The organism is Xenorhabdus lircayensis (assembly GCF_016306625.1).
In the GTDB taxonomy this organism is placed as follows: Bacteria; Pseudomonadota; Gammaproteobacteria; order Enterobacterales; family Enterobacteriaceae; genus Xenorhabdus; species Xenorhabdus lircayensis.
Genome location: NZ_JACOII010000059.1, coordinates 24,366 through 39,543, shown reverse-complemented (window position 1 = coordinate 39,543; position 15,178 = coordinate 24,366). Strand labels below are relative to the sequence as shown.

17 protein-coding genes are annotated in these 15,178 nt (G+C 45.2%); 12 read left to right on the top strand and 5 right to left on the bottom strand.

Features of this window, described 5'->3' with window-relative positions; all coding sequences use genetic code 11:
* The 7 genes from H8A87_RS16515 to H8A87_RS16485 form a co-directional block, all read left to right on the top strand.
* On the top strand, positions 1-104 hold a 104-nt coding region (locus H8A87_RS16515; protein WP_232370325.1), incomplete at its 5' end, for an IS1 family transposase.
* A 39-nt stretch (positions 105-143) separates the two neighbouring features.
* Positions 144-449: a fimbrial protein gene (locus tag H8A87_RS16510; RefSeq protein WP_198691027.1), complete on the top strand. Its 306-nt coding sequence runs from the start codon at positions 144-146 to the stop codon at positions 447-449.
* 307 nt (positions 450-756) lie between these two features.
* Entirely contained in the window at positions 757-3,279 is a 2,523-nt protein-coding gene (locus tag H8A87_RS16505) for a fimbria/pilus outer membrane usher protein (protein ID WP_232370322.1), read from the top strand.
* A 38-nt stretch (positions 3,280-3,317) separates the two neighbouring features.
* Complete coding sequence (locus H8A87_RS16500) at positions 3,318-4,064, top strand: fimbrial biogenesis chaperone (protein WP_198691026.1); 747 nt, start codon at positions 3,318-3,320, stop codon at positions 4,062-4,064.
* Positions 4,065-4,104: 40 nt separating this feature from the next.
* Positions 4,105-4,335 carry a hypothetical protein gene (locus H8A87_RS16495; RefSeq protein WP_198691025.1) on the top strand — a complete coding sequence of 77 codons (231 nt, stop codon included), beginning with the start codon at positions 4,105-4,107 and terminating at the stop codon, positions 4,333-4,335.
* 8 nt (positions 4,336-4,343) lie between these two features.
* On the top strand, positions 4,344-4,874 hold the full coding sequence (locus H8A87_RS16490) for a fimbrial protein (RefSeq protein WP_198691024.1): 531 nt from the start codon (positions 4,344-4,346) through the stop codon (positions 4,872-4,874).
* Positions 4,875-4,926: 52 nt separating this feature from the next.
* Positions 4,927-5,949 carry a hypothetical protein gene (locus H8A87_RS16485; RefSeq protein WP_198691023.1) on the top strand — a complete coding sequence of 341 codons (1,023 nt, stop codon included), beginning with the start codon at positions 4,927-4,929 and terminating at the stop codon, positions 5,947-5,949.
* Between the two features lie 200 nt (positions 5,950-6,149).
* Here the strand turns inward: H8A87_RS16485 and H8A87_RS16480 are convergent, their stop codons facing one another.
* The 5 genes from H8A87_RS16480 to H8A87_RS16460 all read right to left on the bottom strand — a co-directional run bounded on the left by H8A87_RS16480 (position 6,150) and on the right by H8A87_RS16460 (position 10,116).
* Complete coding sequence (locus tag H8A87_RS16480) at positions 6,150-6,728, bottom strand: TerD family protein (RefSeq protein ID WP_198691022.1); 579 nt, start codon at positions 6,726-6,728, stop codon at positions 6,150-6,152.
* Positions 6,729-6,790: 62 nt separating this feature from the next.
* A complete protein-coding gene (locus H8A87_RS16475; RefSeq protein WP_198691021.1) occupies positions 6,791-7,819 on the bottom strand; it encodes a TerC/Alx family metal homeostasis membrane protein in 1,029 nt (342 codons plus the stop codon).
* Positions 7,820-7,846: 27 nt separating this feature from the next.
* Positions 7,847-8,302 (bottom strand): tellurite resistance TerB family protein, encoded by a 456-nt coding sequence (locus H8A87_RS16470; protein WP_198691020.1) that lies wholly within the window; start codon positions 8,300-8,302, stop codon positions 7,847-7,849.
* Positions 8,303-8,374: 72 nt separating this feature from the next.
* Complete coding sequence (locus H8A87_RS16465; protein ID WP_198691019.1) at positions 8,375-9,529, bottom strand: TerD family protein; 1,155 nt, start codon at positions 9,527-9,529, stop codon at positions 8,375-8,377.
* On the bottom strand, positions 9,529-10,116 hold the full coding sequence (locus H8A87_RS16460) for a TerD family protein (protein ID WP_198691018.1): 588 nt from the start codon (positions 10,114-10,116) through the stop codon (positions 9,529-9,531). The genes H8A87_RS16465 and H8A87_RS16460 overlap by 1 nt, the downstream gene beginning before the upstream one ends.
* Positions 10,117-10,536: 420 nt before the next feature.
* On the opposite strand from H8A87_RS16460, the gene H8A87_RS16455 reads away from it, so the two are divergent.
* The 5 genes from H8A87_RS16455 (at position 10,537) to H8A87_RS16435 (ending at position 15,127) form a co-directional block, all read left to right on the top strand.
* Positions 10,537-11,721 (top strand): phosphoribosyltransferase domain-containing protein, encoded by a 1,185-nt coding sequence (locus H8A87_RS16455; protein ID WP_198691017.1) that lies wholly within the window; start codon positions 10,537-10,539, stop codon positions 11,719-11,721.
* Positions 11,714-12,496: a hypothetical protein gene (locus tag H8A87_RS16450; protein ID WP_198691016.1), complete on the top strand. Its 783-nt coding sequence runs from the start codon at positions 11,714-11,716 to the stop codon at positions 12,494-12,496. Before H8A87_RS16455 ends, H8A87_RS16450 begins: the two co-directional genes overlap by 8 nt.
* Positions 12,489-13,568 (top strand): cysteine protease StiP family protein, encoded by a 1,080-nt coding sequence (locus H8A87_RS16445; RefSeq protein ID WP_198691015.1) that lies wholly within the window; start codon positions 12,489-12,491, stop codon positions 13,566-13,568. The genes H8A87_RS16450 and H8A87_RS16445 overlap by 8 nt, the downstream gene beginning before the upstream one ends.
* Positions 13,568-14,506: an HpcH/HpaI aldolase/citrate lyase family protein gene (locus tag H8A87_RS16440; protein ID WP_198691014.1), complete on the top strand. Its 939-nt coding sequence runs from the start codon at positions 13,568-13,570 to the stop codon at positions 14,504-14,506. Before H8A87_RS16445 ends, H8A87_RS16440 begins: the two co-directional genes overlap by 1 nt.
* 144 nt (positions 14,507-14,650) lie before the next feature.
* Positions 14,651-15,127: a tellurium resistance protein TerW gene (locus H8A87_RS16435; RefSeq protein WP_198691013.1), complete on the top strand. Its 477-nt coding sequence runs from the start codon at positions 14,651-14,653 to the stop codon at positions 15,125-15,127.
* The last annotated feature ends 51 nt before the right edge of the window (positions 15,128-15,178 follow it).

The following is a 15,178-nucleotide window of genomic DNA, read 5'->3' as shown; positions in this document are numbered from 1 at the left end:
CCCGAATCAAAAGGCTGAATAGAAAAACCATTGGGTATTCAAAATCGGAAGAAATGCACGATAAAGTGATAGGAACCTTTATTGAACGTGAACATTATTTTTAATACCCAATCTAACCATTTAATACATGACCTCTTATCCGTTTGAATAATTGTGATTGGCAACAGGAAGGTGTATTCGGAGAACACGTACCGGTTCGGGTGACGTTTGAAGGAATACACGACAAAGAGCCACACTTATTTCATCTTGCCGGCAGTGCCAAAGGTGCAGCTTTAACTATCCGTGATTCTCAAGGGTATTTAGTACGTGCTGGAGAAAGCCAGCCAGTTATTTCAAGTCACAAGAATGCATCAGGTATCAAATACACGTTGAATTTGGCGCCAAATGGTGAGCCTCTGACTTCTGGGAACTATTATGCAGCATTAAGTTTTAAATTGAATTATGAATAATAAACTTAATGGAAAGCGTAAAGGTAAAAACATATAAACATATTGTTAATTATTCATTAACTTACTTCCATAACTGTTTCAATTTTTAATTAATTTGATGAATTGTGGTGTCTGAAAGTATGCCTGAAATAAATGAATTCTATCGTGGAATATTTTTATCAGAGATAAAGCAGTTATAATTGAAATGAATATTGTTTTATGAATGAGATTATTAATTAAAAGAATAAGTTGCAGATCTTTATTGTATCTGACGATGGCTTATATCTGAAAGATGGCATCGTTATGTCTGATGCAGGAGCGGTTATAAATGAATAGAAAACAACATCTATTGTTCACTCCGTGTTTATGGTGGGGAATGGCTTTGTTTTTCTTGGGTATCAAGTCAGGAAATGCGTTGGAATTCAATATCGATATGCTGGATACCGAAGACAGCCAGCATATCGATTTATCACGTTTCTCTCAGGCAGGTTATGTGATGCCAGGGAGATATCAATTGACCCTGAAAGTGAATGACCAAGAGGTCAGCCGTGAGATATCTGTCCCTTTTTATTCACGGCAGTCAGGAAATGAAATGGTATCTGAAGCCTGTATTTCTCCAGAGTTGCGGGAAAAGATCGGTCTGAAGGAAAAGTTCCTGAACCGAACAGGGTTATGGCATGAAGAACAATGCGTCGATTTTTCTGACTTGAAAGGTGTGAAGTTGTCTACTGACCTGTCGGAATCACAGCTTAACATGACGATCCCACAACTTTATCTGGAGTATTCCGATGCTTCTTGGTTGCCGCCTTCACGTTGGGACAACGGAATTCCCGGATTTCTGGTGGATTATAACCTGAATGCCTCAGTGAACAAATCTCATGGGAACTCACAGAACCAAAGTGCCTGGCTCAACGGCACAATGGGCGCGAACTACGGTGCATGGCGGCTGCGGGGAGACTATCAGGGCAATTATAGCCACAAAACCGGTGGTGCAGGGCAGAAAGATGCTTCATTGCAATGGAGCCGGGTCTATATGTACCGGGCGTTGCCATCGTGGCGCGCCAGCCTGACGTTGGGAGAATCGACCTTTAACTCCGAACTGTTCAGCGGTTGGAGTTATAGCGGGTTGTCACTGACAAGTGATGAACGTCAGTTGCCACCAAAACTGCGAGGTTACGCACCACAAATCAGTGGAGTTGCCGATACTAACGCCAGAGTCACGGTGACGCAACAGGGGCATATGCTGTATGACACAACGGTTCCTGCTGGCCCGTTTTCTATTCAGGATATCGGTAGTTCAATACGTGGAACACTGGATGTCAAAGTGACGGAGCAGGATGGGCGAGTGAAAACATTTCAGGTCAATGCGGCTTACGTGCCATATCTGACCCGTCCAGGGCAGATACGCTACAAATTGATTTCGGGACGCTCCCGGCAGAATTTCCATCGGACAGAAGGCCCGATATTTGCGGCAGGGGAATTGTCTTATGGATTATCCAACCGTTGGTCATTGTATGCTGGAGGCGTGATTGCCGGTAACTATAACGCTGCGGCATTGGGTGCGGGGATTGATCTGGGAAAATTTGGCACGCTGTCCGCCGACGTGACTCAATCGATTGCACGAGTGGCAAGGCGAGGGGAAAAAGCAGGTAAAGAGACACAACAGGGAAAATCCTGGCGTATCAGTTATTCCAAGCGCTTTGATGATATCAACACGGATGTGACGTTTGCAGGCTACCGTTTCAGCGAACGCCATTACATGACGATGCAGCAATATCTGGATGCAAATTATCGCGATAACTGGGACGGGCGCAGTAAAGAGGCGTACACGCTCTCATTATATAAAAATTTCCCAGAACAGCAGTTCTCAATGGGGCTTTCCTACAATCACCAGACTTTTTGGGATAGGGGCGAAACAACCTATTACAACATCCGGGCAGATAAGTATTTCTCTGCTTTTGGCATGAACAACATTTCTGTTGGCGTGGGGGCAAACCGTTCCCGCTATACCGACACCGGAAAAATGGACAATAGCGTGTCATTGAACCTGTCATTGCCGCTTGGTAAAGGCTCGTTGAATTATGGCAGCTCTTATAGCGGAGATCGGCTCTCACATAACGTGGGACTTCATGGTTTGGCTGGAGAAAGGGACAACTACAGCTTACAGGTAGGAATGGATCATGGTCGTGGTGAGCGAAGCCGTGCCCAGTTCAATGGCTATTACAGCCATATGGCCGATATTGCCCACACATCAGTGAATATATCAATGGCACAGGGCAGCAACTTCTCAGTCGGTATGTCCGCCAGTGGTGGTGCAACGATAACATCAAAAGGTGCAGCGCTACAGGCGGGGGGCTTTAGTGGTGGTACTCGTCTGATGGTTGATACCGATGGCGTGGCAAATGTGCCTGTTGATGGTGGGCAAGTGCGAACCAACCGCTGGGGGATTGGGGTTGTGACAGATGTCAGCAGTTACTACCGCAATACTGTTATGGTCGATGTCAATAAGCTGGACAGTGACGTGGAAGCACGTGGCTCGGTAGCCGAGTCAGTATTGACCGAGGGGGCAATTGGGTATCACAAATTTGAAGTGCTAAAAGGCAGTCGCTTGTTTGTTGTATTGCGACTGGAAGATAACAGTTCCCCTCCATTCGGAGCCAGTGTGCGCAATGAGAAAGGGCGTGAGTTAGGCATAGTCAGTGATGGCGGTGTGGCATGGGTAAGTGGCGCCCAACCAGAGGAAACATTACAGGTTGGTTGGAATGACCAGTATTGTACGGTCAGGTTGCCAGCCCGCATTGATTCACTATCACAGGTTTTGTTGCCCTGTCAGGTGAATGTCGCTCAATAACGGTAAATCAAGCAAACGAATTGAAGAGAATAACGGTAATGATGACAGAAAGAATGAAAAAACGATGTCTGCAAAAATTGGCATGTAGTGCATTGGTATTTGCCGCGTTTTCAACACAGGCGGCAATTTCTTTGGATCGAACCAGAGTGGTGTTTGATGGTGAAAATAAATCTATTTCGTTGAATATATTAAATGAAAACAAGCAATTACCTTATTTGGCCCAAGTCTGGCTAGAAGATGAAAACCAGAAAAAAATCATGACGGGGCCATTGGTGGTGACGCCGCCAGTACAGCGCCTGGAGCCCGGCAAACACAGTTTTATTCGGGTAGAAACCACATCCGCAGTGAATCTGTTGGCACAGGATCGGGAATCTCTGTTCTATTTTAATTTGCGGGAAATTCCACCCAAAAGTGAACAACCGAACGTGCTGCAAATTGCGCTGCAAACCAAAATTAAGCTGTTTTACCGTCCGGTAGCGATTAAAACCAAACCTAATGGAGTTTGGCAGGATCAACTGGTATTACACAAGATTAACGGGGGTTACCGGATAGAGAATCCAACACCTTATTACATCACGATTATTGGGATGGGAGATAGTCAGTCACAGTCAGAAGGTGGGAATTTTGAAGGCGTGATGGTAGCACCGTTTGGTAGTGAGACGGTAAAGAAGGGGCAATATGCCACACCACATCTTACTTATATTAATGATTATGGTGGGCGCCCAACACTGGCATTCCAGTGTGGCAATGAGAAGTGTACTGCTCTCAAAAACCAAAAAGAATAACAGTTGAAAATTACACAAGGCGCAGATACAAGATGAATGGATGTATCTTGAGTTGGTTGATTGTGGTGAGGGTATGGAAGCGATTAATACAAATGCGCCTCCTTTACCCGTCAATATCGTGCTAACCGCACGGGGGCTGCTTTGGGATTCGACAATATTGAATCGACTGACCCATAAGATGATCCATAAAGGCAGGCAGCAGCTTAGGGTGGTTCTCAGATCGATTCCTGCGAGAAGCTCAAACCTGAGGCTGGAAGTGAATTATGAATAGGTGATGCAGTGAAAAATAATTGGACAGTATTTGCAAAGTTATTATTGGCCTGCACTATTTTTTGGTATGGGCCGAGTTATGCCGATGTACAAATTACGGTTAAGGGAACACTGCGGGAACCGCCCTGTAGTGTGACAGGTGAAAATGGCGATAAAATAATTAATGTGAATCTTATGTATATGCCATTGAAGGTAGTGGGAACGCCGAATGCTGAAAAATCTTTCAGACTGAAAGTGCATTGTGATAGCAGGGCTCCTATCGGCAAGGTATTAAAAATGAAAGTTCAGCCTCTGGGTTATGGTGTAATTGACTCGATGGGAAATAATGTATTGTCAACCTCAATGAAAGGATTGGGGATTGCGCTAACATACGAAAATGAACCTGTTGTATTAAATAGCTGGATACTGATTAAAGGAATTGACTCTCAGGCTGATGAACCGATGGGGTTTGTTAAGTTGACTGCGCGTTTAGTGGCAGAAAATAAATTGGAAGCAGGTGAATTTCAATCTGCGGCAAGTTTGTTGATGAATTATCAATAAACATTTATTTGTGTATGAAAAAACTATTGGTATATGAGTGTGGGTTTGTAATATGAAAAGAATATTTTTTTTGATTTTTATTTCTATATGGAATCCTGTATATGGAGGAGGTTGGGGATATTTTGTTGGATCAGGTGTTACTAATGCTACAGCAACATATACTGGTGGTGCATCTCAAAATGGAATTTTAAAGGTTAATATGAATCTCCCTGAGAAATTTAATGGGGAAAATACTTGGATTAATGGATCTTGTTATGAAAATAAGTATGTAATGTCTTTTGCAGTTTTAAATTTGAAAAAGGAAATAAAATTTAATATAAATGGAAAGATGGTGAGAGCAGTAGGTATGTTGGGGGAAAATGAAGTTCATTTATCTAAACCTATCGATCCTCCCATCAATAGGAGAGATTTTGTTTCTTTTCGGACAAGAGGGACTGCTTATGGTGCTTTATGTGGAAGTAATGGAGTTATTGGGCCATTTTCAAATTGGTTTTCAGGGTATAATAGCGTTTATTATAAAATAGACGACAATATCCCTACAGGCTATTATACTGGTTATGTCAATATTGGAACATTGAATGCTTATAGGGAACCGACTCCTCAAACATACTACGAGCAATATGCTGTTTCTTTAAATTATGGTGCTCAAATTGAAGTTAATTATACAATCAATATCACTAATTCATGTTCAGCAGAACCTTCAAATAAGGTGGAGCTAAAGCATCCGAATTTAACAACTACAAACTTTGACGGAAATATTGCAAAGAGTATTATTCGTCTAAGATGCCAAAATCCTGCTAACATTAGCTTATCATTGGATTCAGGTGGCGCAACAGGAAAAGGTAGCGGTAATAAAATAGAATTATTGATGCCAACGAATAAAACTGGAGTGAGCTCATTGTTAACCGTGGAAGGAAGCAACCTGATGTATAATTCCAGCAAAAATAAATCAATTATTACCGTTGGCTCCAATGGTGAAGAATTGAGTTTGAGTAGCATGCTGAGAAAGACGGCTAACAATATCACTCCAGGTGAGTATTTGGGAAATGCCATATTAAAAATAGCATTTGATTGAGAATATTTTTCTCATACATCATATCTTCGTATTTAATATATAGAGATTAGTTTGATAATAATGCAATGTAGAAAATTATAACCATTATATGAGAAGACAAAAAAAAGCCCTGCTTATATCACCAAGCAGGGCTTTTAATTAATCTCAGTGTGCCGAATTAAATCTTCATACTGACGTTTTTATATTGAGTCATACTCAAATTAAGCTGCATTAATACCATACTGTGCACAAACAGAAGCCAGACCACCCGCATAGCCTTGACCCACTGCACGGAATTTCCATTCTGTGTTGTGGCGATACAGTTCACCGAACAGCATAGCGGTTTCGGTAGAGGCATCTTCAGTCAGATCATAGCGAGCCACTTCCACTTGAGTGTCGTCGTTAGCCAGGCGAATGAACGCACCGGAAACTTGACCGAAGCTCTGGTGACGTGCCTGTGCATCATGGATAGTCACTACAAAAACCACTTTTTCTACATCAGCAGGAATTTGATCCAGTTTGATTTTCAGTGATTCGTCATCGCCATCCCCTTCACCAGTACGGTTGTCGCCAGTGTGCATGATGGAGCCGTCAGCCGATTTCAGGTTGTTGTAGAAAATGAAGTCCGCATCACTGCGGACTTTGCCGTTTGCTGCCAGCAGGAAGGCAGAAGCGTCAAGGTCAAAATCCTGTCCGTCAGTCGCGCGGGCATCCCAACCGAGACCGATCAGAACGTTTTTCATGGTTGGCGCTTCTTTGCTCAGAGAAACGTTACCGCCTTTAGAAAGAGATACACCCATTATTATTTCCTCACTTTTTACGTTGTATTATTAATTAATTGTCTGGATTTAACTTACCGGGTTTAGCTTGCATTTTCTTTTTGTGGGAATAGCAGGCTGGCAAGAATACCGGCTGTCAGCACTCCAATTACCACAAGTAGGCTAGCTGTCGCCGAAATGGAATATCCATGATGGAATATGCGTTCAGAGGCGTTCAGACCCAGTTTAATGGCAATAAAAAACAGCAGGACGATCACTGCTTTTTCCAAATGCACCAGATACTTTTTCAGTGCTTCAAGCACAAAGTAGAGCGTACGCAGGCCCAAGATAGCAAACATCATGGCGCTGTATACAATCAAAGGCTCCCGGCTGACAGCAATAACCGCAGGTACAGAGTCAAAGGCAAACATCAAATCAGACAGTTCAACCACTGCCAGACACAGCATCAGTGGCGTAGCATAAAGCGCTGCTTTGCCAGCCCGACCCACTTTCATATCTGCGTTTTCCGGTTTAACCAGTTCCGCATCCACTTCCTTTTGGTTAAGCATAAAAGCATGACCGCGTAGTTTCGGCCAGATTGGGAAGAAACGCTTCACCAGACGGTAGGCAAGATGCTGTGAATAATCTTCGATTTCATCGCCATCACCACCGCTTTTCAACATCATAACTGCTGTCCAGCCAACGATAACCGCAAACACTATCTCAACCCACGGCCCAAGCGCCAGTAAGCTCGTCCCGATAGCGACAAAAATACCACGGAAGACGATAGCGCCGATAATCCCCCAATACAGGACACGGTGGCGGTAGCGGTCAGGAACGGCGAACCAAGAGAAAATCGCCATGATGACAAACAGGTTATCGACGGAAAGGACTTTTTCCAGTGCATAGCCTGTCACAAACAGGCTTGCAGTTTCCGCGCCGTGATGAACATACAGGAAACCTGCGAAAATAAATGCAATCGCGATCCAGAAAATAGACCAAAGGGCAGCGCTACGCAGCGAAATCGGCTTATCATGACGATGCATAAAGAGATCGATAAAGAGCGCACCAACCGACAGAATAATAAATACAGCAACAGTTTCCATCGGAAAACCGATGTGCGTGGATACCATGAAGTAAGCCTCTTAAATTATCTGCGATTACAGTTCGAAATCAGCCAGTGTAAAGCCAAGGGCTAAACAAATTTCACGGGCAGCATTTTTTTCGTCGTTATCAAAGTCACCATCACTTTTGGCGACGGCGATCCCCACGCGCAAGGCAAGCTGCGCCGCTTCAGGCTGTTGTTTCAGTGCCATGATGAATTTCATGGCTTCACCCTTGCCAATATCTGCATCAAATTCGTAGCTGCTGACCAGTTTGTTAAAGAATTCGATAATCTCAGTGGTATCGAACACTTTCAGTTCGGGGGAGTTTTTGATGAACCCCACCATTTTTTGCTTTTCTTCTGAGCTGACGCCATTGCTCGCCATTGCAATGTGCGCGCATACCGCCACGGTCCCTTCCATGAACTTTTTGTTCTTGAAACGACCAACTTGATTGGTTAGCTCTTCACGACCTGCGTTGAACGCTGACTTGATTTTGTTTAAAAAGGACATGAGCCCCTCCGTTTGTGTAAAAACTGTTATGTAAAAACTGCGGTGTAAAAACTGTTGTGTAAAAGCTAAGTGTTATTTACTGCCTGATGACCAGCGAAAGCCCCATCCAAACGCCCTGTCCATCTCTTTATGCCCACTGAAGTATTGATTGATGCGTTCTACTTTGATGGCCCCGTTTTCATTAACAAGACGGGCGATGGCACACATGTTTTTGTGGTTGTGGCCTTCTGTCATACGCGTTTCAATTGGGGGCTGGTCAGGGATATAGATAGTGACTACTCCATCGGTCTTACTCCAGCTAGGTGCGCCTTCGTAGATAAAGGCGTAGATCAAAACCTCACTGATGTTTTTCCATTCTAGGCCATTGACGTGAAGCCATTCACCGCCATTCACATTACCGGTACGATCATCTCCCTGTAATTGTACATGCGGTTCATTATGGTAATCGCCAAAGCTCTTTCCTAATGCCTGTACAACGTGGCGCTCTCCATCTTGCAGTCGGACGAATGCGCCGAGATCCAGATCCACACCTTTGTTTGAACCAAATATGCCCTGAAATACGCCTTTTGAGGCGGAAGAAGTCTGATTCCAGTTCAGGTTGACGCGAATTTCGCCGAAGTTGTCACGTTTGCTTAGGCTGATAGCGGGTTTTTCTTTGGTCAGAGATACCTTGCTCAGATTAATACTACTTGGCACTGTTGATGCTGGGGCAGGCGTTGAAGTTGGGGTCTCATCAACGATATCTACACCAAAATGCTCCGCCAGTGGCTTAAGGCCGCCATTAAAACCTTGGGCAATAAAGCGGAATTTCCACTCTCCATTGCGGCGATACAGTTCACCGAGGATCAAGGCGGCTTCCAGGCGTCCTTGTACTTCAACATTGCCCTGCAAAATCACGCTGCTGTTCAGTTCGACCCGAATAGTCAGGCTACGCAGGCTGGAAATCGTTTGATTGCCATCGCAGGTCGCGGTAAACGCCACTTTCTGGACATCCTGCCCCAATGCAGGCAAGTTGACGCTGAATGAGGTATTGATGTTGCCGCCAGCCAGACGAATGGTGTTGTCGTCACTGACGGGTTGACCGTAGAACACCATGTCGGGATCGCCTTTGACTTTGCCATCTGCATACAGACGGAAAGCGGAGACATCAACGGCTGTACCTGACAAAACCCGTACGATGAGTGTCTGGTTGGAAACGGGGGCATTTCCCCCAGGCGTCAGATTCATTAGCGCACCACCGTTTCAACGATCTGCGGATACATCGCGTCAATGGTACGTCCAAGGCAAGGGACGCCATGTGCCGTGAAATCCCATTGCCCGTCATTGCGGCGCAGGGAAGAGATGATAATGCCAGTATGGGCACCTTGTTCATTTAACTGATAACGAGCCAACTCTTTACCGCTTTGATCAACGACACGGCAGAAAGCATTTCCAACATCATTGAAGGTTTGACCTCGGAAACTGTTAACGGTAAAAGCAAGGTATTCGACATTGGCGGGAAGCCTGATCAGATCGACGCGGATAACTTCATCATCCCCATCACCTTCACCAGTTCGGTTGTCGCCAGTGTGTTGGACAGAACCGCATTTTGATTTTAGTTGACCGAACCACACTGTATCGATGGCACTGCCAGATTTATCAAGCATTATGCAGCTTGCATCCAGATCAATTTCATCACTGCCACCGCCGAATAAACTCGCCAGAAAACCTTTCTTCTTGGCTACGGGATCCCATCCCAGACCAAAATCAATTTTAGCCAGTGAAGCGCTCTGTTTGGCGAGCGAAACTGACTGATTTTTGTTTAACGAAACCATTAATGACACCTCTATTCTGTTTGTCGGTGAATCACGGTAATTTCACGTATTAAAAAATCATAATATGACAAATAGATAGCCGAAATCTGTCAGATTATGATTCTCATAAACAGTAAGTTTGGTTGTTAACTACATGATAGAAAACAATCTAGCTTTGTTTTTTATCATTTCGTTTCCATGCCAAAAAGTCAAACAAATTTTGCACTAAAAAATCATATTATGATTGACATATACTTATCCTCAACTCTAGACTGCGATGCATATTTCACCTAATTAAAAACGAATACCAAACGTTACCAAGTTGACTCTCGGCAATTTAACAATTGTTTCCGCCAGGATAGCGAAATTTGGTTTATGAAAGGATAGTTACCGTTTCTATTAGCCATCCCAAACAGGCTGAATTTTTTTAAAAGGCATTACATGACAGCATTGAATAACTTCCATGTTTATCAAAGACAGGTTCATCAAAAACAGATTTATCAAAAACAGATTTATCAAAAAAAGTTGAACAGTGGGACGTTGACGGTGACGGCATCTCGCGGCACTGCATCTCTAGAAGCGCTGTTTGAAGTTGCTGAACGCCGTAATCCCAAAAGGGCATTTTTGTTTGTCAGCAAAGTATTGGGGCGGCATATTCCAGTCAGCCCGTCGACTATGCGTTCGGTCTATCGGCAATTATCCGAACAGTTTCCTGCTAATCTTCCCGGCCCTGTTCTGTATATTGGTATGGCGGAGACGGCTGTCGGGCTGGCGGCAGGGGTGTTTCAGGAAACGCAGGGCAAGGTTAATGCGCCAGTATTTCTGACCTCGACACGTCACCCTGTTGACGGTGATTTATTGTGTGAATTTAAGGAGAATCACAGTCACGCAACGGATCATCTGATTTACTGGCCGGCAGAAAGCCGGCTGCGCCAACGGGTCATGGATGCCCGTACGTTGGTTTTGATTGATGATGAAGCAACGACCGGTAATACCTTCCTTAATCTGTTAGATGCGCTGCGTAACGCAGAGCTCAAGCATATTGAGCATATCGTCACGGTGACGTTGACGGACTGGAGTGGTGAATCGGTTGTGAAACGCAGTCCGCTGCCAGTTTCTTCAGTTTCCTTGATTGAAGGAAATTGGCAATGGAATGCAGATATTTCTGCCCCTGTTCCAATTATGCCTCCAGTCAATGTCACGGCACGGGGAGAAATCAGCATTATCGGCTCCCAGAATTGGGGGCGTTTGGGATTGGATGAAATTCAATGTGATATCGGTGCTGATATTCACGTCAAAGCAGGTGAAAACGTGCTGGTATTAGGCTCCAGTGAATTTGTCTGGCCGCCGTTTTTACTTGCTGAACGGCTCGAACAAGAAGGTGCATCGGTGATGTTTGGCTCGACAACCCGTTCTCCTATCTCCTGCGGCCATGCTATTCAGTCTGTGATGGCTTTTACGGATAATTACGGGCTTGGCATACCGAATTTTCTCTATAATGTCGCGCACCAGCAGTTTGACCGTATACTGCTTTGCCTTGAAACACCCAAAACGGCGCTTGATCCGGCGTTGATGGCACAGCTTGCCCGTGTTTCTCCGATTGTAGAGATCGTTGCCTATGATTAAGCCCGTCTTTTTAACCGATCTGGATGACACGCTGTTTCAATCGCGCCGAAAGATGGCGAATGCATCGCCTTTTCGTGTGGGGGCTTTAGACCGAAAATATTCTCCCCACAGCTATATGACTGAAGAACAATCCATGTTGGTTGATTGGCTGCTGGCTCATGCGGAGGTTATTCCCGTAACAGCCAGAAACACAGAACAGCTCCGTTGCGTGCAAATTCCTTTTAGTTCTTGGCGCATTGTCTCGCATGGCGCGGTGATCCTTACGCCAGAAGGTTTAGTTGATGAGCGCTGGCAATCTCATATGCTGTCAGAATTGATGCCGTATCGGGATAAATTGCAGGCGTTGGCGCGTCTGGGCCATCGTCTGATCGCGTCTCATGGCATGGAAGCATGGGTACGCATCGATTATGAGTATGGTGATGTGCCTGTTTTCCTGATCATTAAGCATCGGAACCACGATAAGCTCGACGAGCTTAATGTACTGGCTGAAGCTTTGGCTCAAGAGGATGATTTTTATCTCCATCAAGACTTCTATTTCCATAAAAACAATAACAATCTTACTTTGTTGCCAAAGTGTGTCGACAAGGGACTGGCAACTCGTCACCTTTTGCAAAGGCTTCGTGCCGAAAGAGGCGTTTTTCCAGTCATTGGTTTGGGGGATAGTCTGAGTGACTACCGCTTTATGCAACTGTGCGATTGGTTTGGTATGCCCCGACAAAGCCAGTTTGCTGACACATTAATGGCTGCCTTATTTGGAGCTGTAAATAATGAATAGCCTTCCTCCTTTTTCTGGGAGTTATGCCTCTGATGATGTTCAATTTCTGCTAAAGCCTGTCCAAATTGAGATGACGCCTGTCGATGTGAAGGAGCAGCTAATCCAGTCTGGCTCACGCCACTATTCGGATATGCTGAGTCAGGAACCGGAGCCAACGCCTTATCATCTTGAGCTGTTTGATAAAGCACTTGAGCAAGGAGCGGTTCGGCTGGCAACGGAAGTGGTGATGCTGGCTAAGGCACTGATAGCACGTTTTGGTGATACGCCAATTGTGCTGGTCAGTTTGGTTAGAGCCGGCGTTCCTTTGGGGGTTATGTTGCAGCAAACACTCCGGAAGATGGGCAGGCGTTCTTATCATTATGGTATCAGTATCATTCGGGATCGCGGTATTGATAGCACGGCGCTATCGTATATTGAGCAGCAACATGGTACGGATGGATTGGCATTTGTCGACGGTTGGACGGGCAAAGGTGCGATTACTGCCGAACTGTCGCGATCTTTGGCGGGGCGGGCAGGTTATTCGGGTATTCCTCGTCTGGTGGTGCTGGCGGATCCCCGTGGTTGTTCGTGGTTGGCGGCCAGTGATGATGATTGGTTGATTCCTTTTGGCATTATGGGTGCGCCGATATCGGGGCTGATATCACGCTCGATCTGGCGTGAGGAAGGGCTGCATGGCTGTGTGAAGTGCGATCACCTGATTGAGTTTGAGTGCAGTCGCCTGCTGGTGGATACCGTTGCTGATTGCCGTGACCGATTGGATCTGGCTACCCTATCAGAGGCCATTTGGCATCCGCAGGAAAAGACATTTTTGCAGCAGTTGAGCAACGCGGTGATTTCCGGTCTTGCCGAAAAATACCAGATTGACAGTATTAATCGCATCAAACCCGGCATTGCTGAAGCAACCCGCGCAGTTTTACGGCGCGTGCCGGAACACGTCCTTGTGCGTTCCCAAGATGATCCTGATGTTGCCCTATTGGTTCATCTGGCACGTCAGAAAAATGTTGTGATTACGGAAGTCGGTGATCTGATAGGCCAATATCGTGCTGTGACTATCATTAAAAAGGTAGCGTGATGAAACCGATCCCTTCTCCACATCAACTCGGTGCAACTCTGTATATGCCAGCTACTCGCCAAAACATTGCAGAGATTGTGTTACAGAATAAAATTCTTGGTCTGCGTTCTCTAGTGATTTGTCTGGAGGATGCGGTCAGTGAGCAGGATATTCCCTCTGCTATCGAAAATCTCAGCCGTGTCCTAGAAACACTGGCAGAAGTGGATACTGTTTCTTCCGGTAAACAGTCTTCCGGCGTGGGACGTCATCGTCCCCTGATTTTTATTCGCCCGCGCAACGAGGTAATGGGGCGATATCTGGTAGCCAATGTTAACCTCGATGCTATTGATGGGCTGGTGCTGCCCAAATTTACCCACGCTTCGTTGTCTGGCTGGTGGGATATTATTGGCTCAACCCATCTTTGCATTATGCCAACACTGGAGACAGAAGAGGTCTTCGATGCCCAGCAAATGAATCAACTGGCTGACACTCTCAAAAACCACCCTTGTAAAGAGCGCATTATTGCTCTTCGTATCGGGGGCAATGACCTGATGAATGTGATATCCCTGCGACGCTCCCGTGATTTCACCCTCTATGATGGGCCTATGGGATATATCATTAAAATGCTGGTGGCTGTTTTTGCTGCGCGGGGTTTTGCCCTGACGGCACCAGTTTGTGAGCATATTGATGACTTGAAACTGCTTGAGAAAGAGTTGGCATTGGATATTACCCACGGTTTGGTGGGGAAAACAGCCATCCATCCAAGGCAGATTGAATGTATCCAGCGAGCATTTATGGTTAGCGCCCACGATTATGCTGACGCGTTGAGTATCCTCAACTCAAGCCAAGCCGTTTTCAAATCTCAGGGGGTGATGTGTGAACCTGCCACCCATCAACGCTGGGCGATGAATATTCTTGAGCGGGCAGAGCATTATGGGATAGAGCCAGAGGTAGCATAGAACCTGAAGCCGACGAAGAGAGTGATAAGGTTTTTAATTTGTTTTGATGTTGATTTACCTGTGATAGAAGCTATTCTGGACGTTATTTTCGTTGTTAACTATAGGGGGTTTTTGTTTTGTTATCCCTAACTTGGAATTAAAAAAATGCTGCTCAGTCCCAAACAATTTAGAAATTTCAAGTTAACTTTATTACTCGCGCATGGCAAACCGGTTAGCAAGGTGAAAATCATTAGAGAGCTCAATTGTTCTGAGCCGACATTAACACGTGCGCTGCGGGAATTGAGAGATCTTTACTGTGCTGATATCCGGTTTAGCAAAATAGGGAATACCTATCAGTTAGTGGATAAAGGGATGCTGACCAAGAAAGATGTGCGAAGGATTGAAGAACTACTCGTTCAGCATCTTAGCATCAAGGCCGAAGAAGCGACCAGCCATGTCTTCCTTGATAAAGAGAAGAAAAAGTCCATTTCTCTCTCTCTGAGAATGTCTGTTATCAGAAAGATTGACGGTTTGGCTAATCGGCTTGAGACAACCAGAAGTGAAGTGGTTGAAACGGTAGTAGATAGATTTATTGAAACGCTGCTGCACGAAACCATGAACTGTGATTCATCAAAGCAGTGATTCCCCAAAATGCCAGCTAGTTGTTTTCAACGGCTGGCATCAGGGTAATGA